21 protein-coding genes are annotated in these 21,209 nt (G+C 64.6%); 12 read left to right on the top strand and 9 right to left on the bottom strand.

Features of this window, described 5'->3' with window-relative positions:
- Window positions 1-11: 11 nt before the first annotated feature.
- The 4 genes from VFB18_RS02410 to petA form a co-directional block, all read right to left on the bottom strand.
- Entirely contained in the window at window positions 12-578 is a 567-nt protein-coding gene (locus tag VFB18_RS02410) for a hypothetical protein (RefSeq protein WP_324970704.1), read from the bottom strand.
- Window positions 579-653: 75 nt separating this feature from the next.
- Window positions 654-1,475 (bottom strand): cytochrome c1, encoded by an 822-nt coding sequence (locus tag VFB18_RS02405; protein WP_324970702.1) that lies wholly within the window; start codon window positions 1,473-1,475, stop codon window positions 654-656.
- Window positions 1,475-2,776 carry a cytochrome b/b6 gene (locus tag VFB18_RS02400; RefSeq protein ID WP_324970700.1) on the bottom strand — a complete coding sequence of 434 codons (1,302 nt, stop codon included), beginning with the start codon at window positions 2,774-2,776 and terminating at the stop codon, window positions 1,475-1,477. Before VFB18_RS02400 ends, VFB18_RS02405 begins: the two co-directional genes overlap by 1 nt.
- Before the next feature lie 6 nt (window positions 2,777-2,782).
- Window positions 2,783-3,385: a ubiquinol-cytochrome c reductase iron-sulfur subunit gene (gene petA / locus VFB18_RS02395; protein ID WP_324970698.1), complete on the bottom strand. Its 603-nt coding sequence runs from the start codon at window positions 3,383-3,385 to the stop codon at window positions 2,783-2,785.
- A 370-nt stretch (window positions 3,386-3,755) separates the two neighbouring features.
- Between petA and hemF the strand changes: the two genes are divergently transcribed.
- The gene (gene hemF, locus VFB18_RS02390; protein WP_324970695.1) at window positions 3,756-4,676 is read left to right on the top strand and encodes an oxygen-dependent coproporphyrinogen oxidase; all 921 of its coding nucleotides are present in this window, start codon (window positions 3,756-3,758) and stop codon (window positions 4,674-4,676) included.
- On the opposite strand, the gene VFB18_RS02385 is transcribed toward hemF, so the two are convergent.
- Entirely contained in the window at window positions 4,673-4,852 is a 180-nt protein-coding gene (locus VFB18_RS02385) for a hypothetical protein (RefSeq protein ID WP_324970693.1), read from the bottom strand. The genes hemF and VFB18_RS02385 overlap by 4 nt on opposite strands.
- Before the next feature lie 346 nt (window positions 4,853-5,198).
- On the opposite strand from VFB18_RS02385, the gene VFB18_RS02380 reads away from it, so the two are divergent.
- The 4 genes from VFB18_RS02380 (at window position 5,199) to VFB18_RS02365 (ending at window position 9,439) form a co-directional block, all read left to right on the top strand.
- Window positions 5,199-5,417, top strand: a complete 219-nt coding sequence (locus tag VFB18_RS02380) for a cold-shock protein (RefSeq protein WP_324970691.1) — start codon at window positions 5,199-5,201, stop codon at window positions 5,415-5,417.
- Between the two features lie 306 nt (window positions 5,418-5,723).
- Window positions 5,724-6,062 carry a BA14K family protein gene (locus VFB18_RS02375; RefSeq protein ID WP_324970689.1) on the top strand — a complete coding sequence of 113 codons (339 nt, stop codon included), beginning with the start codon at window positions 5,724-5,726 and terminating at the stop codon, window positions 6,060-6,062.
- Window positions 6,063-6,394: 332 nt separating this feature from the next.
- Window positions 6,395-7,321 (top strand): fatty acid desaturase family protein, encoded by a 927-nt coding sequence (locus tag VFB18_RS02370; RefSeq protein WP_324970687.1) that lies wholly within the window; start codon window positions 6,395-6,397, stop codon window positions 7,319-7,321.
- A 105-nt stretch (window positions 7,322-7,426) separates the two neighbouring features.
- The gene (locus VFB18_RS02365; protein WP_324970685.1) at window positions 7,427-9,439 is read left to right on the top strand and encodes a molybdopterin-containing oxidoreductase family protein; all 2,013 of its coding nucleotides are present in this window, start codon (window positions 7,427-7,429) and stop codon (window positions 9,437-9,439) included.
- 13 nt (window positions 9,440-9,452) lie between these two features.
- Here the strand turns inward: VFB18_RS02365 and VFB18_RS02360 are convergent, their stop codons facing one another.
- Complete coding sequence (locus tag VFB18_RS02360) at window positions 9,453-9,719, bottom strand: aspartate-semialdehyde dehydrogenase (RefSeq protein ID WP_324970683.1); 267 nt, start codon at window positions 9,717-9,719, stop codon at window positions 9,453-9,455.
- Between the two features lie 239 nt (window positions 9,720-9,958).
- Here VFB18_RS02360 and groES point away from each other — a divergent pair, with 239 nt between their 5' ends.
- The 4 genes from groES (at window position 9,959) to VFB18_RS02340 (ending at window position 14,078) form a co-directional block, all read left to right on the top strand.
- Complete coding sequence (gene groES, locus VFB18_RS02355) at window positions 9,959-10,273, top strand: co-chaperone GroES (protein WP_324970680.1); 315 nt, start codon at window positions 9,959-9,961, stop codon at window positions 10,271-10,273.
- Between the two features lie 28 nt (window positions 10,274-10,301).
- The gene (gene groL, locus VFB18_RS02350; protein ID WP_324970678.1) at window positions 10,302-11,936 is read left to right on the top strand and encodes a chaperonin GroEL; all 1,635 of its coding nucleotides are present in this window, start codon (window positions 10,302-10,304) and stop codon (window positions 11,934-11,936) included.
- A gap of 714 nt (window positions 11,937-12,650) precedes the next feature.
- Window positions 12,651-13,481 (top strand): DUF72 domain-containing protein, encoded by an 831-nt coding sequence (locus tag VFB18_RS02345; protein ID WP_324970676.1) that lies wholly within the window; start codon window positions 12,651-12,653, stop codon window positions 13,479-13,481.
- 108 nt (window positions 13,482-13,589) lie between these two features.
- A complete protein-coding gene (locus VFB18_RS02340; RefSeq protein ID WP_324970674.1) occupies window positions 13,590-14,078 on the top strand; it encodes a hypothetical protein in 489 nt (162 codons plus the stop codon).
- Here the strand turns inward: VFB18_RS02340 and VFB18_RS02335 are convergent.
- From VFB18_RS02335 to VFB18_RS02325, 3 genes are read right to left on the bottom strand one after another with little or no spacing between them, the layout of a single operon-like run.
- Window positions 14,047-15,324 (bottom strand): CCA tRNA nucleotidyltransferase, encoded by a 1,278-nt coding sequence (locus tag VFB18_RS02335; protein WP_324970672.1) that lies wholly within the window; start codon window positions 15,322-15,324, stop codon window positions 14,047-14,049. The genes VFB18_RS02340 and VFB18_RS02335 overlap by 32 nt on opposite strands.
- 7 nt (window positions 15,325-15,331) lie before the next feature.
- Complete coding sequence (locus VFB18_RS02330; RefSeq protein ID WP_324970670.1) at window positions 15,332-15,649, bottom strand: DUF6111 family protein; 318 nt, start codon at window positions 15,647-15,649, stop codon at window positions 15,332-15,334.
- Between the two features lie 35 nt (window positions 15,650-15,684).
- The gene (locus tag VFB18_RS02325) at window positions 15,685-16,245 is read right to left on the bottom strand and encodes a DUF1285 domain-containing protein (RefSeq protein WP_324970668.1); all 561 of its coding nucleotides are present in this window, start codon (window positions 16,243-16,245) and stop codon (window positions 15,685-15,687) included.
- Window positions 16,246-16,399: 154 nt separating this feature from the next.
- Here VFB18_RS02325 and VFB18_RS02320 point away from each other — a divergent pair, with 154 nt between their 5' ends.
- The 3 genes from VFB18_RS02320 (at window position 16,400) to VFB18_RS02310 (ending at window position 21,208) form a co-directional block, all read left to right on the top strand.
- A complete protein-coding gene (locus tag VFB18_RS02320; protein WP_324970666.1) occupies window positions 16,400-17,398 on the top strand; it encodes a MoxR family ATPase in 999 nt (332 codons plus the stop codon).
- Between the two features lie 82 nt (window positions 17,399-17,480).
- A complete protein-coding gene (locus VFB18_RS02315; protein ID WP_324970664.1) occupies window positions 17,481-18,359 on the top strand; it encodes a DUF58 domain-containing protein in 879 nt (292 codons plus the stop codon).
- Window positions 18,356-21,208 (top strand): DUF4159 domain-containing protein, encoded by a 2,853-nt coding sequence (locus VFB18_RS02310; RefSeq protein ID WP_324970662.1) that lies wholly within the window; start codon window positions 18,356-18,358, stop codon window positions 21,206-21,208. Before VFB18_RS02315 ends, VFB18_RS02310 begins: the two co-directional genes overlap by 4 nt.
- Window position 21,209 lies beyond the last annotated feature (1 nt).

The raw sequence follows: 21,209 nt of genomic DNA, 5'->3' as shown, positions 1-21,209 counted from the left end.
CCCCCCAAGACTTACTCGTCGCCGACGTGGATATAGAACAGCCCCCAGATCCAGTGCGCGTGGTGGTCGTCGTCGGCCTTGAAGTCGGGCGCGCGCGTGTTGATGAGAAAGAGCGGCCCCTGCTGCCCGATGCCGAGCGGCTGGCCGTTGGCCTCGAGCGCGATGATCCAGTCCGACGCATCGATGTCCTCCGGCGACAGCCACCCGGTATAGCCGTCGACCGCCGTGAAACTGATCTTGACCTTGGCCGCCTCGACATGGCCGAGGATCTCGCGCAGCAACGGCCCTTTGAAGGTCGCAGGCTTATCGAACTCGGGCGGCTGCGCCGTCACCTCCCCTTGCTCGAGCGCAAGCAGCGCCGGACGGTCGAAGGCAAATCCGTTCTTGAACGAGGCCTTCTGCGTGGCAAGCAGGCTGTCCTTTTTCGGATCGAGGGCCCCTCGATTGGTGTTGCCGATCAATCCGCCGACGGTGAGGAGCACCATCTCCTTGGGCGGCGGATAGCCTTCGGACTCGTCGGCGGCGAGCGCCGGCAGAACAACGCCTGCGATGAGGAGAGCGAGCAGGATACGCGCCATTGACCATCCGTCGGTTTGGTCGCGCACCTTGCCACAGGCCCTCATTCCGGCGAAAGCCGGAATCTGGCGCTGCCCTCACGCCGTATGTGGCGCCTCGTGGCGATGCAGCTTGGCCCACACCGTGCGCTTGGCGAGATACATGATCCCGGCGAACACGACGAGGAAGATCAGCACCCGCGCGCCGACCTTATGCCGCTCCTCGAGCTTCGGCTCGGCGGCCCACATGAGAAACGCCGAGACGTCGCGCGCATAGTTGTCGAGCGTGCCCTTGGTGCCGTCGGTGTATTTGACCGCCCCGTCGCTCAAGGGCGGCGGCATGGCAACCTGATGCCCGGGGAAGGCCTTGTTGTAGTGCATGCCTTGCGCGACCGTGAACCCGGCCGGCGGATCGGCGTAACCGGTGAGGAGCGCATAGATATAGTCGGGGCCCCCTTCCCGCGCCTTGGCGATCACCGAGAGATCGGGCGGCAGCGCCCCGTTATTGGCGTTGCGCGCCTGCTGCTCGTTGGCGAAGGGCGAGCGGAAATGGTCCGATGGACGCCCGGGGCGCTGGAACATCTCGCCCTTCCCGTTCGGGCCGTCGGTGATCTGGACCTGGCTCGCGATCGTCTCGACCGCCTTGGGCGGAAATCCCGGCCCCCCGGGCTCGCCGAGATTGCGGTAGGACAGAAGCCGCATCGAATGGCAGTTCGAGCAGACCTCCTTGTAGATCTGGAAGCCGCGCTGGAGCTGGGCGTTGTCGAAAGTGCCGAACGGCCCCGAGAAGCTCCAGCTCTGAGCTGCGATCTCGGGAGGCTGATTGGCGGCCTCGGCCGGGGCTTGGTCCTTGGCGAACGACGTTCCCGGAATTGCCAGCGCGAGAAGGAATGCGGCGAGAGTCTTCGTAGTGAGATTCATCACACCGCCTCCTTGGCCTTGTGCTTGGCGCTTTGAGAAGGCGGGGGCGGTGCGGGACGCGGCTTCTCCTCGTGGCCGAGCACCGCCTCGGTGATGCTGCCGGGCAGACGCCTCGGCGTCTCGATCAGGCCAACCACGGGCATGATCACCAGGAAGAAGGCGAAGTAATAGGCGGTGAAGATGCGCCCGAAGACGAGATACCAGCCCTCGGGCGGCTGCGAGCCGAGATAGCCGAGCGCGACCGCGGTCACCACGAAGGCCCAGAAGAACCATTTGTAGATCGGCCGGTAGCTCGTCGAGCGGACCTTGGAAGTATCGAGCCAGGGAATGAAGAACAGGATGGCGATCGAGGAGAACAGCGCGATCACGCCGAAGAGCTTGTTCGGGATGGCGCGCAGGATGGCGTAGAACGGCAGGAAGTACCACTCGGGCACGATGTGCGGCGGCGTCTGCAGCGGATTGGCCGGAATGTAGTTGTCGGGATGGCCGAGCCAGTTCGGCGCATAGAACACGAGGGCGGCGAACAGGATGACGAACATGACGAGCGCGAAGCCGTCCTTCATCGTGTAGTAGGGATGGAACGGCACCGTCTCACTCGGCGATTTGACGTCGATGCCGGTCGGGTTGTTGTTGCCCGGCATATGCAGCGCCCAGATATGCAGGATCACGAGGCCGGTGAGGACGAACGGCAGAAGGTAGTGGAGCGCATAGAGCCGGTTGAGCGTCGGCGCGCCGACCGAGAATCCGCCCCAGACCCATTGCACGAGCGTCGTGCCGAGGCCCTTGATCACCATATCGAGCGAGGACACGAGATTGGTGATCACTGTCACCGCCCAGAAGCTCATCTGCCCCCAAGGCAGCGAGTAGCCCATGAAGGCAGTCGCGATCATCACGAACAGGATGAGCACGCCGATGATCCACAGGACCTCGCGCGGCGCCTTGTACGAGCCGTAATACATGCCGCGTAGCAGATGGATGTAGACCGCCAGGAAAAACATCGAGGCGCCGACGGCATGCGAATAGCGCAGGAACCATCCGAAGTTCACGTCGCGCATGATCTTTTCGACCGAGTCAAAGGCGTTCTCGGGCGTCGGCACGTAGTGCATGGCGAGCACGATGCCGGTCGCGATCTGCGCGACCAGCATGAAGGTGAGGATGCCGCCGAAGGTCCACCAATAATTCAGATTGCGCGGGGTCGGGAACACGCCGAACTGATCGTGCATCACCCGCACGATCGGGAGCCGCGCGTCGAGCCAGCGTTCGAAGCCGGTTGCCGGCTGATAGGTCGATTCATGCGCCATGGCGCTCTACCCGATCTTGATCTTGGTGTCGGAGGTGAAGGTGTAAGGCGGGATCGCCATGTTCTGTGGTGCCGGCCCGAGGCGGATGCGGCCCGCCGTGTCGTATTGCGAGCCGTGGCACGGACAGAACCAGCCGCCGAACTCGCCTTTGTAGTCGCCCACCGCCTGGCCCTTGGGGATGCAGCCGAGATGGGTGCAGATGCCGATCATCACGAGCCAGGGCTCGCGGTCCTTGGCGGCACGGTTGTCGTCGGTCGCCGGCGCGTTGTCGGGCAAATTGGCGTTCCGCGCGAGCGGATCGCGGAGATCGTCGACATTCACGTCCTTGGCCTTGGCGATCTCTTCGTCGGTGCGGTGGCGGATGAAGATCGGCTTGCCGCGCCACATCACCGTGATCGCCTGCCCGGTATCGACGTGAGAGATATCGACCTCGGTCGAGGCGAGCGACAGCGCCGATGAATCTGGGTTCATCTGATCGAGCAGAGGCCAGAGCGCCGCCGCGGCGCCGATCGCGGCAAAGCCGGTCGCGGCGATCATGATTATGTCGCGCCGCGATGGCTCGTCATCCGGTCCGTGACTGGGATTGAGAGAGGTCTCCTGGGCTGCCACCTTGCCAAGCCTCCTTGCACAACTCGCCAAAACGACACCGCAGCCGCGAGCACACGAGGGGCGAACTCTCCCTCCGGCGCCTTCGGCCGTGTTTCACGTCCTCGCCTTCGAGCTGTTACCTCCCCAGTGCCGGTCGCGGCTCGTGCGCCAGCAGGTATTTTTTTGTGGTTTCTTGCATTCAGGCTCGAACTTGTCCAGCACATCGGCCGGGCAAAATTGGCGCAGACGGCGCTTATCCAAAGACTGTGCCTCAAGAAGCATTTTGCGCTAGGCAGTCCTTTGATCAGGGTCAAGGTTCCCAGCTCTTGCCCAGGTCCTTAAGAATCGGCTGTTCGGCTGCGCGCCGGATTGGTTTCAACTTGTGGCTATCATGAACGAGAAGACTTCCTCCGTGTCTCATGCCGCTCACGACTTCAGCGCGGCGCGGAAAGAGCGCGCCCGCGCCTGGTTCGAGAAGCTCCAGGGGCTGATCTGCGCCAGCCTCGAGGCGGTCGAGGACGAGGCCGAAGGGCTTCCCGGCTGCGACGGCAAGCCGGCCGGCCGCTTCGTGAAGACGCCCTGGACGCGCCAGGACCACGCCGGCGCCGATGGCGGCGGGGGCGTGATGGCGCTCATGGGAGGCCGCGTGTTCGAGAAAGTCGGTTGCCACGTCTCGACCGTCTACGGGAGCTTCGCGCCGGAATTCGCCAAGCAGATCCCCGGCGCCGAGCAAGACCCGCGCTTCTGGGCGAGCGGCATCTCCTTCATCGCCCACCCGGTGAACCCGAATGCGCCGACCGCGCATATGAACACGCGCATGGTGGTCACGTCGAAAGGCTGGTTCGGCGGCGGCGGCGACCTCACGCCGGTTCTGATGCGCCGCCGCACGCAAGACGATCCCGATGCGCGCGACTTCCACGCGGCGATGAAAGCCGCCTGCGAGGGCGAGCCCTCTGCCGACTACCAACGCTTCAAGCAATGGTGCGACGACTATTTCTATCTGCCGCACCGGGGCGAGATGCGCGGCATCGGCGGCATCTTCTACGACTATCTCGACTCAGGCGATTGGGAGTCCGACTTCGCCTTCACGCAGAAGGTCGGCCGCGCCTTCCTCGATATCTATCCAAAGATCGTCAGGCGCAACGTGGGAACGCAATGGACCGAGGCCGATCGCGAGGAGCAGCTCATTCGCCGCGGGCGCTATGTCGAGTTCAACCTGCTCTACGACCGCGGCACCATCTTCGGGCTCAAGACCGGCGGCAATGTCGAGGCGATCCTTTCCTCCATGCCGCCATTGGCCAAGTGGCCTTAACCTCTGATCCCGGCATACATCAGCGGGGGAACGCGGGCCGTCCCCGCATCGCCGATTAGCGCGATCCCGTTCTCGCCCAAGCCGAGACGCATCTGGAGCGTCGGAGCCTTGTAGACGAGGCGGGCGAGAAGCATGACGGAGAGCGTCAGCATCAGGATCGCTACAATCTTCCACATCTCGAACCTCCAAAGCTCGGCAGCTCGGCGCTTCCAGCGCCACCGTGCTGCCAGCTCTAGAGGGTTCCGGCTGAACCCGGCCTGAGGCGCCCGTTCAGCTAACGTTTAGATTCGGATGACGTTTGTGATCGAAAGGGGACCACTTCGGCCTTGCCAAGAGGCCTCGGTTCGCCCATCTTTGCCTGACCGGGCGCCCAAGGCTTTGGGCGCGGACTTGGACGACGGCAAGTGACTATCGCGCCTGTGAAGAGCACGACCCTTTCCTGACATCTCAAGACGCCTCAGGCCCCCTTTCGGGGCCTATGGCCCGTTTGTGTTTAACTTCAACGGGAAAGGAATTCCCCCCATGGCTCGTGTCAACGGCACAGTGAAATTCTTCAATCACGCGCGCGGCTTCGGCTTCATCCAGCCCGACGACGGCGGCAAGGACGTATTCGTGCACGCCTCCGCTCTCCAGCGGTCCGGCGTGCCGGTCCTCAACGAGGGCGACAAGGTCTCCTTCGAAATCGAGGACGACCGCCGCGGCCGCGGCAAGCAGGCCGCCAACGTCCAGCTCGCCAGCTAGCGCGCTGACAAAAGATTGCGAGCCGCCGGGCCTCAGTGCCCGGCGGTTTTTTATTGGCCCGCACTTGGGAGCGAGATCCGTTCAGCCTGCGTTCAGGAAGGAAGGCGCAGGAATGCGCCGATCGCCGGCGCTCTCGCATCGAAACGCCAATCAGATCACCCGCCTAATCCTTAACGGGTGATTCACTTCGGGGGCTCTATTTTGCCAAAAAGCAGGTGCAAATCTTACCGATCCCAATCCCTGGGGCACCTCGGGGCCCGCACCGGAGCACTTGCGGGCCAAACGCTAGACAACCGGGACACGACAATGACCAATGGAACCTGGAAAACGATCGCCGCAGCTGCGGTGATCAGCACAGCTGCGCTCACGCTTTCCGCCCCCGCTTACGCGGGTCACGGCAATGCCGTCGGCGCCGGGCTGCTCGGCTTTGGCATCGGCGCCATTGTTGGCAGCGCCTTGACGCCAAGCACGGTCTATGTGGCGCCACCGCCGCCTCCGCCCGCTTATTACGGGCCGGCATCCTACGGACCGCCGCCATGGAGCCCTGCCTGGTACCGCTACTGCCGGGGTCTCCACGGCCCCTATTTCAACCCCAACACGGGGTACTTCCAGGGGGCTGATGGCGGCTGGTATTTCTGCCGTTAGCCGCATTCTGACCCCTATCTTCTGACGAATCGGGCCGGCCCCGGCCGGCCCGGACGCTCCTTACGCGATTAGGCGCGCCGTCGTGCCGCACTGCCGCGGGCCGCGCGGCCTTGGCACCAACATCCTCTAAACCTTACGCTTTTTGACGCAGACTTTAGCCCTGCGGCAACTCTTCGCCCCGATTTTCGGCCATTGTGGCTTGAACGTGGCAACCTCACAGCGCACAATTGTGTTGGTTCCGGGATGAGAGTCCCAAATGAGAGCGCCGGCCGGCCGTTGGCGGGAAGCGGCGCCGCATGTTTTTGGGCGGCTGAAGAAGGACTCTTAGAACGATGAATTTTGCCACTGCCGTTGGCCCCGAAATCGAAACACCCCGCGACGCCCCGAACGTCCCCGCAGACCGGCAGGCGCTGACCCTCGTGCGGCCCTATCAGGGCATGGTGGCGTGGCCCACGGTCCTCATCGCGGCCGGCATTGTCGCGGCCTTTGCCCTCGTCTGCACACTCGCGACCATGCGCATCATCCCGCTCTGGCTCGGGCTGATCCTGAACAGCTTCATCCTCTATGCCGACCAGACGCCGTTGCACGAGGCCTGCCACGGCAACATCGCCGGCAGGGACTCGAAATGGCTCTGGCTCAACCATCTCGTCGGCTATGTGTGCGGCGCCATCCTGCTGCATGAATACAAGGCGTTCCGCTACATGCATCTCGCCCATCACCGCGACACTAACAACGAGGAGATCGACCCCGATCACTGGGTCGCGGTGCAAGGGCCGTTCAACATCCTGTTCCGCTGCCTCACCATCGTCTTCTGGTACCACCGCTATTACTGGCGCCACATCGCCTTCCATCCCCACATTCCGGGCATGCGGCCGCTCGCCATCCATATTGCGACCATGTACGCGCTGCTCTACGGCATCGCCATCGGCCTTTCGCTTATGGGCTATTGGCGCGAGGTGCTGATGCTGTGGATCTTCCCGCACATCATCGCCTCGGCGCTGATTATCTATTTCTTCGCCTACCTCACTCATAAGCCGCACGAGGTGCATGAGCGCTATCGCGACACCAACATCTTCTGGGTGAAGGGCAAGATCGTCGAGCCGGTGGTGAACTGGCTTTATATGTTCCAGAACTTCCACCTCATCCACCACCTCTTCCCGCGCATTCCCTTCTACCTCTATCCGAATGCGTTCCGCTCGCTGAAGCCCGTGCTCAAAGAAGAGAACGCGCACATCTACGAATACGACTTCGGACGCTAGCGTCGGCGTGGCCCGCATTGGGCTGCAGAGGCGTAGCGCGGCGCCGTCGGGATTGGTCGCGAACCGCTGAATTTGTAGAGTGGTTCGTCTTCGAGGAGACGAGCCATGAGGGACGCCACGACGATCCGCACCACCTGCCCGCGTGATTGCTATGACGCGTGCGGGATCACGGTGAGGATCGCCAAAGACGGCACCGTGAACGTGGTCGGCGACCCTGATCACAACGTGAGCCGCGGCGCGCTCTGCGGCAAATGCTCGATCGGCTACAACGGCATCTGGCGCGATGAAAGCGCGCGCCTCGCGCGTCCCTTGCGGCGGATCGGACCCAAGGGCTCAGGCAGATTCCAGCCCGTGAGCTGGGAGGAAGCACTCGGCGCAATTGCCAATCGTCTCAATGCGATCCGCGCGGAAGACGGCGGATCGGCGATTTTGCACACCCACTACACCGGCACCTGTTCGCTGCTTGCCGGCACATTCCCCTTGCGCTTCTTCAATCGCATCGGCGCGACCGAGGTCGACCCCGACACGGTGTGCAACAAGGCCGGGCACGTTGCCCTCCAGTTGATGTATGGAGAATCGACCCGCGGTTTCGATCCGCGCACGATTGATGGCGCCAACAGCGTGATGATCTGGGGTGCCAATCCCTCCACCTCCGCGCCGCATATCGATCAATATTGGCTTGGCGAGACCGACATCCCCAAGATCGTCATCGATCCGATCCGCCATGAGACGGCGGCGGCTGCCGACATCCACCTGCAACTCTATCCCGGCACCGACGGCGCTCTCGCCTTCGCCATGCTGAATGTCATCTTGGAGGCAGGACGCATCGATCGCGCGTTTCTCGCCGAGCATGCGCTCGGCTGGGAGGAGGTCGAATGCCAACTGGCCGCGTGCACGCCGTCATGGGGCGAAGCCGTGACCGGCGTGCCCGCGCGGCTCATCGAGGAAGCCGCACGCCTCTACGCCGAAGGGCCGTCGCTGCTATGGATGGGCCAGGGCTTCCAGCGCCAGACCTTCGGCGGCAACGCCATGCGCGCGGTGGCGCTTCTGCCAGCTGCCACCGGCAATCTCGGCCGGTACGGCGCAGGCTTCCTTTATCTCAATGGCTGGGATACGCGCGGAATTGATGCCGCCTATTTGACCGCCGCCCACATGAAGCCCTCCTCCGCAAAGACGATCAGCCATATGGATCTGGCGAGCCGGCTCGAGTCCCCCGAGACCAAGGCGATCATCACCTGGAACAACAATATTGCCGTATCGAGCCCCGAACAGGGGCGGCTCAGGCGGGCGCTCGAGCGCGAAGACCTGCTCCAGGTCACTCTCGACCTGTTCCAGACCGCGACCGCCAACTTTGCCGATTACGTGCTGCCGGCCGCGAGCTTCCTCGAGTTCGACGATGTGGTCATGTCCTATTTCAACGCGAGCATCTCGGCGCAAGTGAAGGCCGTGCCGCCGATCGGCGAGTCCCTGCCCAACCAGGAGATCTTCAGACGCCTCGCGGCAGCCATGGGATTGACCGATCCCGAGCTGTTCGAGAGCGACGCGGAGATGATCGGCACGCTTCTCGGCCAGGCGAAGCCGGGACTGACCTTCGCGGCGCTCGCGCGTGTCGGCACGATCGATTATCCGCCCACGCCGATCGTGCAGTTCGAGCGCCACGATTACCGGACGCCGTCGGGCAAGATCGAGTTGGCCGGCAGTGCTTTCGTCGCGGCCGGCCTGCCAAGCGCGCCGTTCCCTTCCGCCGAGCCGCGTCCAGCCGGCGGCGAGCTCCGCCTTCTTTCGCCGGCATCGAAATGGCTGATGAACAGCAGCTTCGGCAACGACCCAAAGATTCTGAGGCAGCTCGGCGAAGATGAGGCCCTGATGCATCCGGACGAAGCGAACGCGAGAGGATTGAGCCAAGGGACGCGGGTCAAGCTCGGCAATGCGACCGGCACGCTGACGCTCAGGCTCTCGCTTTCGGCGGACGTGCCGAAGGGCGTCCTTGTCGCCTACAAGAGCCGGTGGACGGTGAACGGAGCCGTCAACGTCAACGCGCTCAATCCGGGCAGGAAAGCCGACCTCGCCGAGAGCTGCGCCGTGCACAGCATCAACGTATCGGTCGCTCCGGTCTAAATCCTGTCCAGCCTTAGTGCAGCCTGAGCTCGCCCTCGATGAAGGTGAACTCGGCCGGGGCGATCAGCCGCCGATGGGCGACGCGGACGCGGTAGAGCGCCCCCTCGAGATTGGCCGCCCAGAACCCGAGGAAGTCGGTGAGCTTGGGAAAGCTCGGCGCGAGATCGTAGTCCTGCCAGATGTAGGTCTGCAACAGCTGCGGATGGTCCGGGAAGCGGTAAAGGATCTCCGCCGTGGTCAGCGAGAAGCCCTCGATCTGGTGGAGGAAAGCATGGTCCATTGGTCAACCCTGCCGGTCTTTTCGAGTCTTTTCGGAAACACAAGTGTTAACCGGCGGAAATAGTTGCGTCCAGACCGTTTCACGAATGAAATCAGTATGTTGGCAGCAGTTATGACAAATTGCTAACGGCTTGGCACTCTCCCCTTGAAAGTGCCAAAACGCCTTTCTAAATAGCGGCGCGAGTGCGCCCGAGGGGGGCGTGCTCCTTCCATCGAAAAATTCTGGAGGAGGGTCACAAGATGAAATTTCGTCCACTGCACGACCGCGTCGTCGTACGCCGCATTGAGGAAGACGAGCGGACCAAGGGCGGAATCATTATTCCCGATACCGCCAAGGAGAAGCCGCAGCAGGGCGAGGTCGTCGCGACCGGCCCGGGCGCCCTCAACGAGAAGGGCGAGCTGCAGCCTCTCGACGTGAAGCCTGGCGACCGCGTGTTGTTCGGCAAGTGGTCGGGCACCGAGGTCAAGCTCGACGGCGAGGAGCTTCTCATCATGAAGGAGAGCGACATTCTCGGCGTGCTCGAGGGTGTCGAGGCCAAGAGGAAAGCCGCTTAAGCGAATACGAGAATCCGGAGCGACAACAATGTCTGCCAAGGAAGTGAAGTTTGCGCAGGATGCGCGCGAGCGCATGCTGCATGGCGTCGATGTCCTGGCCAATGCGGTCAAGGTGACGCTCGGGCCCAAGGGCCGCAACGTCGTGCTCGAGAAATCCTTCGGCGCGCCGCGCATCACCAAGGACGGCGTGACCGTGGCGAAGGAGATCGAGCTCGAGGACAAGTTCGAGAACATGGGCGCGCAGATGGTCCGCGAGGTCGCCTCCAAGACCTCGGACACCGCCGGCGACGGCACCACCACCGCGACCGTTCTCGCCCATGCCATCGTAAAGGAGGGCGCGAAGTCGGTCGCCGCCGGCGCCAATCCGATGGACCTGAAGCGCGGCATCGATCTCGCCGTCAACGCCGTGGTCGCCGAACTCGGCGGCAAGGCGAAGAAGATCACCTCGAGCGAGGAGATCGCCCAGGTCGGCACCATCTCCGCCAACGGCGACCATGACATCGGCAACATGATCGCCAAGGCCATGGAGAAGGTCGGCAATGACGGCGTGATCACCGTCGAGGAAGCGAAGGCCCTCGACACCGAGCTCGAAGTGGTCGAAGGCATGCAGTTCGACCGCGGCTCCATCTCGCCCTATTTCATCACCGACGCCGACAAGATGCGCGTCGAGCTCGAGAACCCCTACATCCTCATCAACGAGAAGAAGCTGTCGAACCTCCAGTCGATCCTGCCGCTGCTCGAAGCGGTGGTTCAGTCGGGCAAGCCTTTGCTGGTGATCGCCGAGGACGTCGAGGGTGAGGCGCTCGCCACGCTTGTGGTCAACAAGCTCCGCGGCGGGCTCAAGGTCGCCGCCGTCAAGGCGCCCGGCTTCGGCGACCGCCGCAAGGCCATGCTCCAGGACATCGCCGTTTTGACCGGTGGTCAGGTGATCTCCGAGGATCTCGGCATCAAGCTTGAGAACGTCACGCTCGACATGCTCGGCCACGCCAAGAAGGTGGTCATCACCAAGGACGACACCACGATCGTCGACGGCGCCGGCGAGAAGGCCGACATCGAGGCGCGCGTGGCGCAGATCAAGCAGCAGATCGAGGACACGACCTCCGACTACGATCGCGAGAAGCTGCAGGAGCGGCTGGCGAAGCTCGCCGGCGGCGTTGCCGTGATCAAGGTCGGCGGCGCGACCGAGGTCGAGGTGAAGGAGAAGAAGGACCGCGTCGACGATGCGTTGAACGCGACCCGCGCGGCTGTCGAGGAGGGCATTTTGCCCGGCGGCGGTGTGGCCCTCATCCGCAGCCAGATCGCGCTCGATAAGCTCAAGGTCGATAACGAGGACCAGAAGGTCGGCATCAACATCGTGCGCCGCGCCCTCCAGGCGCCTGCCCGCCAGATCGCCGAGAATGCCGGCGAGGACGGTGCCGTGGTCGTGGGCAAGATCGTCGACAAGGACGACTACTCCTACGGCTACAACGCAGCGACCGGCGAGTACGGCAACCTCGTCAAGCAGGGCGTGATCGACCCGGCCAAGGTGGTGCGCACCGCGCTCCAGGATGCCGCCTCGGTCGCCGGCCTGCTGATCACCACCGAGGCGATGGTGGCCGAGAAGCCGAAGAAGAAGGCCCCCGCCATGCCTGCGGGCGCCGGCATGGGCGACATGGACTTCTAGTCGCGTCAAGTCGCGTAAGCGTCTCAAACGAATCGCCTGAATCGAGCCGCGCCTTCACGGCGCGGCTCTTTTTTCGCGTCGACAGTTCTTTGCCGTGGGGCACTTCCCTCAGCGCGAAGCGCCCGAGGAGGTGGCGAGCACCATTCTTGATTTCATTGCCGGGCGTGACCGCGACGTGCGACGTTTGACGGCCGTAAGCTGACATTGCCGGTTCAACGTCCCCTAATGAACTCCCCCGAGCAAAAGAATGGCCCCTTTCGGGGCCATTCCAAGACACCGCTTGGTCGGCTGGATTAGTACCCGTACCACACGTGATGACGGTGGAATCGTATGGCAGGACCATAGTCGTAATAGGCATACGGACCATAATAGTCGTATGCATACGGTCCTGGCCCGACGCCGATTGTCACGTCAGGGCCCCAGCCCCAATGGCGTAGATTCGCTGATGCAGTGGTGGTCACCGACGCTAGCGCAATTAACGCAATTGCGCCGGCTCCTGCCAGGGTGGCTAGATTTCTCTTCATAGAACACACTCCCTTAGCAAGTTCGTCGTGCCACAACGCCCAGCCATAGGGTCAACGACTCGGGGCAAGCTAGGTTCGCCGCCACGAGCATTTTTTTCGAAATTTGAACAAGGGGTTGGGAGCAAAAATAGTCCGCCCGGCTAAGTAGCATTTGGGAACCATCTATACCGGGACTTCATGACCTTCGACGATGGCCGAATACACGCAAGCGAAGACAAACACCTCATCAGGCAAGATCCGCGTCGGGATCGGGGGATGGATCTATGCGCCTTGGCGCGGCACCTTCTATCCCAAGGGACTGAAGCAGGCCGATGAGCTTGCCTACGCCGCGAGCCGGCTGACCTCGATCGAGATCAACGCCACCCACTACCGCCTGCAATCCCCGGCGAGCTTCCGCAAATGGGCGGCCGCCGCGCCTGACGGCTTCAAATTCTCGGTAAAGGGCCCGCGCCTCGTGACACAGCAAAAGGTGCTCGCCGAGACCGGCGCCTTCATCAAGCGCTTCCTCGCTTCCGGGCTTGCCGAGCTCGGCGATAAGCTTGGTCCCGTGCTCTGGCAGTTCGCGCCGTTCAAGAAATTCGACAAGGACGATTTCGCGCGATTCCTCGATCATCTGCCACGCGAGCTCGACGGGCAGGCGCTGCATCACGTCGTCGAACCAAGGCACGCGAGTTTTGCCACACCGGAGTTCGTCAGGCTGTTACGCGATTGCGGTGTCGGCGCCGTGTTCACCGAGGCCGAGGACTTCCCCTCCATCGCCGACATAACGAGCGATGTCGTCTATGCGCGCCTGCAACGAGGAGACGACACGCTTCCCGCAGCCTACCCGCCCGCCGAATTGGACCGCTGGGCGGCGCGTGCGCGTCTTTGGGCCGCGGGCACCTCTCCTGACGATCTTCCGCTCGTCGACGCCGCACATCAGCCCGCGGCGAAGCCCCGCAACGTGTTCATCTACTTCATTCACGAGGGGAAGCTTAGGGCGCCCGCGGCAGCGATGGCCCTGATCGAGCGCCTCGGGTGAGGATCCCTTGCGCCGCACCCGCGGCAAACGGTCTATTCCGGAACCATCCTGCGCTCCACTTATTGTAACCGTAGGCCGACGCGGAGGCCTTATCGTTGGAGGCCCGCCATGCCAGACCGCGCTACGACAGGTGAGCGGCACGGCATCCTTATCATCGATCATCAACCGGAGACGCCGCCCAAGAGCACCCCGATGCCAACGGGCGAACCCGAAGCAAGCAGCGCCATCTCCATGGAAGCGGGCGAAGCCGGAGTTCATCCCATGGTCGTGAGGATCGCGCTCGGCGCAGCGCTCTGGTTCCTTCTCGTGACCTGGCTCAGTTTCGCCTGGGGTCCTGAGATCGACTATCTGCTCGTCATCGTGACGCTGTTTTTCGGCTTCTTCTTTGTGCTGTTCCTGCTCCTCGCTTCGTATTCGCTGCATGACCCTCGCTGGCCGGTGCGCGACACGAGCTTTCACGAGTTCCTCACGAGCGACATTGGAATCGGCAACGGCACGATGAGCGGCGCCGACGTCCTGCTCGAAGTCGCCCTCATCCCCGTGGCGCTCGCCTTCGCCGCGACGTTTATCGGTCTTGCTTGGGTGCTGTTCGGATAAGCTCGACCGCTCGCACGAGCAGCGCCGCGCGGTCGAGCGTGAAGTCCGAGGCGATCCATTCCGCCTCGAGCCGTTGCAGAGCGGCCCCGATCTCGGGGCCTCTGACATCGCCGAGCGCGGTGATGTCGGAGCCGCGCACCGGGAATTCGGGCACCTGCCAGCGGTCGGCGAGACGGAGTGCCCGACGCCAGCGCTCGTCCCCTGGTGCCGCGCCCTCGTCGGCGGCGGCGAGCAGAAGGTGCGCCTCGAATTTGCACGGACCGAGCTCGTAAAGAGAGCGCCGCGCCGCAACCTCGCCGGGAAGCTCGGCCCGCTCGTGATCGTTGGCGCCGAGCAGGAGCACCGAAAGCTCGGCGTTGGAAAGCTTGAGCCGCGCGGCGAGCCGTTCGGCGTCCTCGGCCACGAACACGGCAAGCGCCGCAAGCCTGAGGGCGGGATCGGGCGCAAGTCCAAGCGCCTCCTCCACCGCGACCAGCCGCTCGAACCGAACCATGCGGGGCACGCCGCCGAGCAGGTCGGTGAGGAGCCCGTGATCGAACAGGGCCTCGACCGCGCGCGCGGCCTTGGGCGCGATGAGGATGCGTCTCAGTTCGCCCGCGATGCGCTCGGCCGAAAGTTGCGCGAGTCCGGTACGGAGCCTCACACAAGCCGCAACACCCTCCGGCTCGAGCGGACCCTTGCCGTAATAGGCGTTGAAGCGGAAGAAGCGGAGGATGCGCAGGTAGTCCTCCTTGATGCGGTCTTCCGCCTTGCCGATGAACCGCACGCGCCCCGCCACGAGATCGGCGTAGCCGCCGAGCGGATCGAACACCGTGCCGTGGCGGTCGGCATAGAGCGCATTCAGCGTGAAGTCGCGCCGGTGCGCGTCCTCCTCCCAATCCTCGGTGAAGGCGATCTTGGCGTGCCGCCCGTAAGTTTCGACGTCGCGCCTCAGAGTGGTGACCTCGAACGGCGTGCCGTCGGCGACCACGGTCACTGTGCCGTGCTCGATTCCGGTCGGCACCGCCTTCAGGTCTGCGGCCCGCGCCAGCGCCATGACCCGCTCCGGCAACGCCGTTGTGGCGAAGTCGATCTCGGTCACCGGCAGCCCGAGCAGACTGTTGCGCACCGCGCCTCCCACGGCGCGGGTCGCCACTCCATTCTTGCTCAGGGCCTGGAAGACCCTGACGACTTGCGGCCGCTTGAGCCAGTCAGCATTCTTGAGCGATGAAGGCGCGGGCGCGCGCTCTGAGGAAGGCTCCGCCATAGCGCCCTCAGTCGATCTCGCCCGGCTTGATGACGCCGTCCTGAACCGTCGGCGGGTGATAGACACCGCCCGGCTTCCCGCCCGAGAACTGAATGAGCGTGGCCATGACGACGAGCAGCATGCCGCATCCTGCGGCGAGCAGCCAGAACAGCGGTGCGCCCTGCCACACGCTTGCCGGCGACACGCCCTTCACCGAAACCATATAGGCCCCGTAAAGCAGAAACGGCAGCGAGAAGAGGAAGATGTCGATCAGCGCGATGCGCAACATCGAGGGGGCCACGTCATTAACCGGCGCGCCCGAGATGGCGCGCGCGCCCCGAAACATAGCGACGCCCGGGCCATAAAGCGAGTGGCTGGGGCTCAGCGGTCCCCAACCTCGGCGGGGAACCGGAAGAACGAGCCTCCGCTCCACACGCCTGGTCCCTCTTTTCCACCGGACGCCAGCGCGAGCGCGGCGAGTTCGTAATAGACGGGACGCGCGAGCCTTGCGGTGAGCCCGTCGCGCACCAGGATGTACGGTACGAAGCTTCCCCTCTCGTCGCGCTCGAAGCCGAGCGGATGGTCGCGATCGGCCAGCACGAGATCATCGACATTGGTGCGGAAGGAGATGCGCTGCGCCCTGCCCTCTCCCTCGCGCCGCATCTCCACGGCGACGAACGGCGTGCCCTCCACCGTAATCGGCACCTTCTCGACCGGAGTCACGAGAAAATAGCCGCCGTCGTCCTTGCAAAGCACCGATGCGAACAGCTTGACGAGAGGCTTCCGGCCGATCGGGCTCCCCTGATAGGACCAGGTCCCATCGCGGGCGATCTTGAGCCCGATATCCGGGCAAACATTAAGCTTTGGCAAGGTCCGCGAAGGCGGTTTGCCGCGGACCTTGCCAAGTGCTACGAGAATGTCTCTTTCGTTCTGGTCAGGCATCCCTGTTTCGCCTTCGACCGAGCACGTTGCACGAGAGCAGGAGTGGGCCCGGAATCGACTTTATTTGACCCGATCCTTGCGTCGAGTGCTTCAGCCTAACCCGCGCTTTGACCATATAGTTCTCTACAGACCAGGATTGAGCGAAACGAAAGCCATGACAACAGTCGCTTCCACCGAGAGCCAACTCGTCGATCGTATCGAGGAAGTCGGCGCCAAGATCCAGAAAGTGCGCGACACCACCGCCTCGATCATTTTCGGCCAGGATCGCGTCATCGACCTCGCGCTCATCACCCTCTTGTCGGGCGGTCACGCACTTTTGATCGGCGTTCCGGGCCTCGCCAAAACGAGCCTGGTCGAGACGCTCGGCGCCGTGCTCGGGCTCGAGAACAAACGCATCCAATTCACGCCCGACCTGATGCCGTCCGACATCGTGGGCTCCGAGGTGCTCGAAGAGGATGCCGGCGGCCGCCGCAGCTTCCGTTTCGTCAAGGGCCCGATCTTCACCCAGCTCCTGATGGCCGACGAGATCAACCGCGCGAGCCCCAAGACCCAGTCGGCCTTGCTCCAGGCCATGCAGGAGCATCATGTGACCGTCGCCGGCGTACGCCACGACGTTCCGCGTCCCTTCCATGTGCTCGCCACCCAGAACCCGCTCGAACAGGAGGGCACCTATCCGCTGCCTGAGGCGCAGCTCGACCGCTTCCTGCTCCAGATCGACGTCACCTATCCCGACGCCGCCGCGGAGCGGCGCATGCTGTTTGCCACGACCGGCGTCGAGGACCGCTCGCTGAAGACCATCCTCTCCGCCGAGGAGCTGATGGTGGGGCAGCGCCTCGTGCGCCAGCTGCCCGTCGGCGACAAGGTGGTCGACGCCATCCTGAAGCTCGTCCGCTCGGCGCGCCCCGGCACCGGCATCGACCAGGAGCTCGACGACATGATCGCCTGGGGGCCGGGCCCCCGCGCGAGCCAGGCGCTGATGCTCGCCGTCCGCGCCAAGGCCATGATCGAGGGCCGGCTCGCACCTTCGGTCGACGACGTGATCGACCTCGCCGAGCCCGTGCTCAAACACCGCATGGCGCTCACCTTCGCCGCCCGCGCCGAGGGGATCGATATGAGCGACATGGTCGCGCGCCTCGTCGCGCCGCTGGGGTGATGTGAGCTTGGCGGACGCCCGGGAAAGAAAGTCTCAGCCGTTTCCGGCCGAGGAGTTCGAGGCCCACGGATTGGCGGCGCGCATGCCTGCGCTCCTCATCGAGGCGCAACGCGTAGCCCATACCGTCGCCCACGGCACCCATGGCCGCCGCCGCGCCGGACCGGGAGAGACCTTCTGGCAGTTTCGCCTCTATGACCGTAACGACCCTGCGACCGGCATCGACTGGCGCCGCTCGGCAAGCTCAGACCGTCTCTTCGTGCGGGAGCGCGAATGGGAGGCGGCCCATACCGCCTGGCTGTGGATCGATCTTTCCCCCTCGATGCGCTTCCGCTCGCAGCTTGCCAAGACTTCCAAGGAGAGCCGCGCCGTGGTGCTCGCGCTCGCCATGACCGAGCTGCTCGCCCGCGGCGGCGAGCGCGTCGGCCTGATCGGCGGGCGCCCCTATCGGGGACGCAACGCCGCGCGCCGCGTCGCCGAGATCCTCATGGGCGAGAGCGGCGAGGAGAGCTTTCCGCCCAGCGCGCGGCTCAGCCGCTTCTCCGAATGTCTTCTGTTCAGCGATTTTCTCGAGCCCGTGGCCGAGACGAGCGCACGGCTCGAGGAGATCGCGGCGCAAGGCGTGCGCGGACATCTCGTCGAGGTGCTCGATCCCGCCGAAGAGACGCTGCCCTATTCCGGACGTACGGAGTTTGCCGCCAGCGAAGGCAGGGAGCGCATGATCGCGGGCCGCGCCGAGACCTTACGCGAGCGCTATCAGGAGCGGCTGAAGAAGCACCGCAAGGACCTCGCCGCCATGGCCGAGAGGCTCGGCTGGTCCTTCATCGTGCATCACACCGACCGCCCTCCCGAGGAGGTCGTGCTCACCTTGCACAACCGGCTTGCCGGGCTTGAGCGCGACTACCGCTACCGGCCGCCCAAGGCGCTCGCCGGGAGCGTGACAGCTGCGAGCCGCGCGCCATGATCACCATCGGCTCGATCGGCTTCATGCAGCCCTGGATCTTGGCGGCGCTCGCGGCACTTCCCGCCATCTGGTGGCTGTTGCGCTTCACCCCACCGAGCCCGCATGTCGTGGTCTTTCCTCCGACGCGGCTGCTCAAGGACTTGAAGACAACCGAGGAGGAACCGGCGCACAGCCCGTGGTGGCTCACCGCACTCAGGATGCTGCTCGCGGCTCTCCTCATCCTTGCGCTCGCGCGGCCGGTATTGAATCCCGACCGTCAAGCCTTTGCCGGCACCGGGCCCCTCGTCCTCATCGTCGACAATGGCTGGGCGTCGGCGGCCGAATGGCCCGAGCGGCGCGAGGCGATCGAGGCGGCGATCGACCGGGCCGGCCGCGACGGGCGCACCATCGTGTTCGCGCCGACCGCCCCGGGCCAGCCGGTCAGCGATCCTCTCAGTCCGGACGAGGCACGCGAACGCCTCGCCGGCCTCACCCCTCAGCCTTACGCGCCCGACCGCGCGGCGCTTGCCGCCACGCTCGAACGTAATCTCGCCGGCAAGACGGACTACAGCGTGTTGTGGCTCTCCGACGGACTCGACTACGGCGAGGGCGAGGCGCTCACCGACGCGATCGCAAAGCTCCGGGGTCAGACCGGAAGCTTCGCCATGCTGCGGCCGGGCAAGGACGATTCTGCCATCGCTCTCGGCCAGGCGGCCGGGGAAGGCGCAGGCCTCGCTGCCAGGGTGCTTTCGACCGGCGAAGGGGCGCATGTCGGCGTGGTGAAGGCCGTAACGGCGCGCGGCGAGCCGCTTGGCGATGCGCAATTCTCGATCGCCGACGGCACCACGGAAGCGGCAGCGACCTTCGACCTTCCGCTCGAGATCAGAAACCAAGTGGCGCGTCTCGAGATCGCCGGCGAACGCTCGGCCGGCGCCGTCTATCTCATGGACGCGCGTTCGCAGTGGCATCGCGTCGGCATCGTCTCGGGCGAATCGCGCGAAGCGGCGCAGCCGCTGCTCTCGCCGCTCTATTATGTGCAGCGCGCGCTCGCGCCCTATGCCGACGTCGTCACGCCCGGAGAGGGCAACGCCGCGAACGCGATTCACGAATTGATCGACCAGCAGAAGGTCTCGACCATCGTGCTCGCCGATATCGGCAAGCTCGTGCCCGGCACCCAGGAGGAGTTGACCAACTGGCTCAAGGCCGGCGGGATCCTCATCCGCTTCGCCGGACCGCGGCTCGAGCAAGGCGGCGACGAGCTGCTTCCCTCGCCTTTGCGCCGCGGCGGACGCTCGCTCGGCGGCTCGCTGTCCTGGAGCACGCCGCAGCCGCTCGCGCCCTTCGATGAGAAGAGCCCCTTCCGCGGGCTCGCCGTCCCCGACGACGTCAAGGTCAACCGCCAGGTCTTGGCCGATCCAACCATGGCCTCGGACGCCGAGGTATGGGCGACGCTCGCCGACGGCACCCCGCTCGTCACCGCCGCCAAGCAGGGGCAAGGCTATATCGTTCTGTTCCACGTGACGGCCAACTCCGACTGGTCGAATCTCCCGCTCTCGGGCCTGTTCGTCGAGATGCTCCGCCGCGTGGTGACGCTCGGCCCGAGCCAGGTGAGGCTCGCGTCCGACGATAAGAGCGCAAGCCCCGAAGCTCCCGCGCAAACCGTAAACGTCCAGACCTCCTCGGCCGCGCTTTCCCCGATCCAGACGCTCGACGGTTTCGGCCAACTCACTTCGCCGCCGCTCCGCGCCGCACCGATCGCCGCCGACAAATTCGATACGACAGTGCCGGGACCCGACCATCCGCCGGGCTATTACGGCCCGTCAGGCGCCGCGCGCGCCTTGAACATCGTCACCGCCAAGACCACGCTCCGGCCGCTCAAGGCCATCGAGGGCGCGGTCACCGGCTACACCATGAAAAAACCCCGGGCGCTCGAGCCGTGGCTTTATCCTGCTGCCATCGCCATCTTCGGCATCGACGTGCTCGCGGTGCTCATGCTGAGCACCGGGCTCAGATTGCGCCGCCGCATCGCCGCGACGTCCGCCGTCGTCTTGCTCGCGCTTCTCGTTCTGCCCAATCTGGCGCGCGCGGCCGAGGCCGAGCAGGCGCCGCCCAAGACCGGCAACCCGGCCGACGACTTCGCCCTCAACGCCACGCTTCAGACCCACCTCGCCTATGTCGTCACAGGCGATCCCGACATCGACCGCACCAGCGAAGAAGGGTTGTCAGGCCTGAGCAAGGTGCTTCGCGCGCGGACCGCGCTCGAGCCCGCCGACCCGCTCGGCGTGGACATCGACAAGGACGAGCTGTCCTTCTTCCCCATCCTCTATTGGCCGGTGCGCGACGACGCGCAGCCGCTCTCCGACGCGACGCTCGCCAAGATCGACGCCTATATGAAGCAGGGCGGGCTGATCATCTTCGACACCCGCGACCAGGGCGTCTCCCTTACCGACAGCGGCGCGCAGAACAAGGCCCTGACCCGCCTCATCGGTCAACTCGACATACCCCCGCTTGAGCCGGTGCCCGAGAACCACGTTCTGACCAAGTCGTTCTATCTGATGCGGAGCTTCCCCGGCCGCTATGACGGCGGCGCGCTGTGGGTCGAGGCCGAGCCCGATGACGAAGCCGAGCGGAGCGAGCGCTCGCGCCGCACCGACGGAGTAAGCTCGATCGTCATCACCTCGAACGACCTCGCCTCGGCCTGGGCGCTCGACGACGCCAACCGGCCGATCTATCCGACCGTCCCGGGTGGCGAAGTGCAGCGCGAGATGGCGTTCCGCGCCGGCGTCAACATCGTGATGTACGCGCTCACCGGCAACTACAAGGCCGATCAGGTGCACGTCCCTGCCCTGCTCGAGCGGCTGGGGCAATGAC

Source organism: Methyloceanibacter sp. (assembly GCF_035650995.1).
GTDB lineage: Bacteria > Pseudomonadota > Alphaproteobacteria > Rhizobiales > Methyloligellaceae > Methyloceanibacter.
This window is presented reverse-complemented; position numbering and strand designations above follow the sequence as displayed.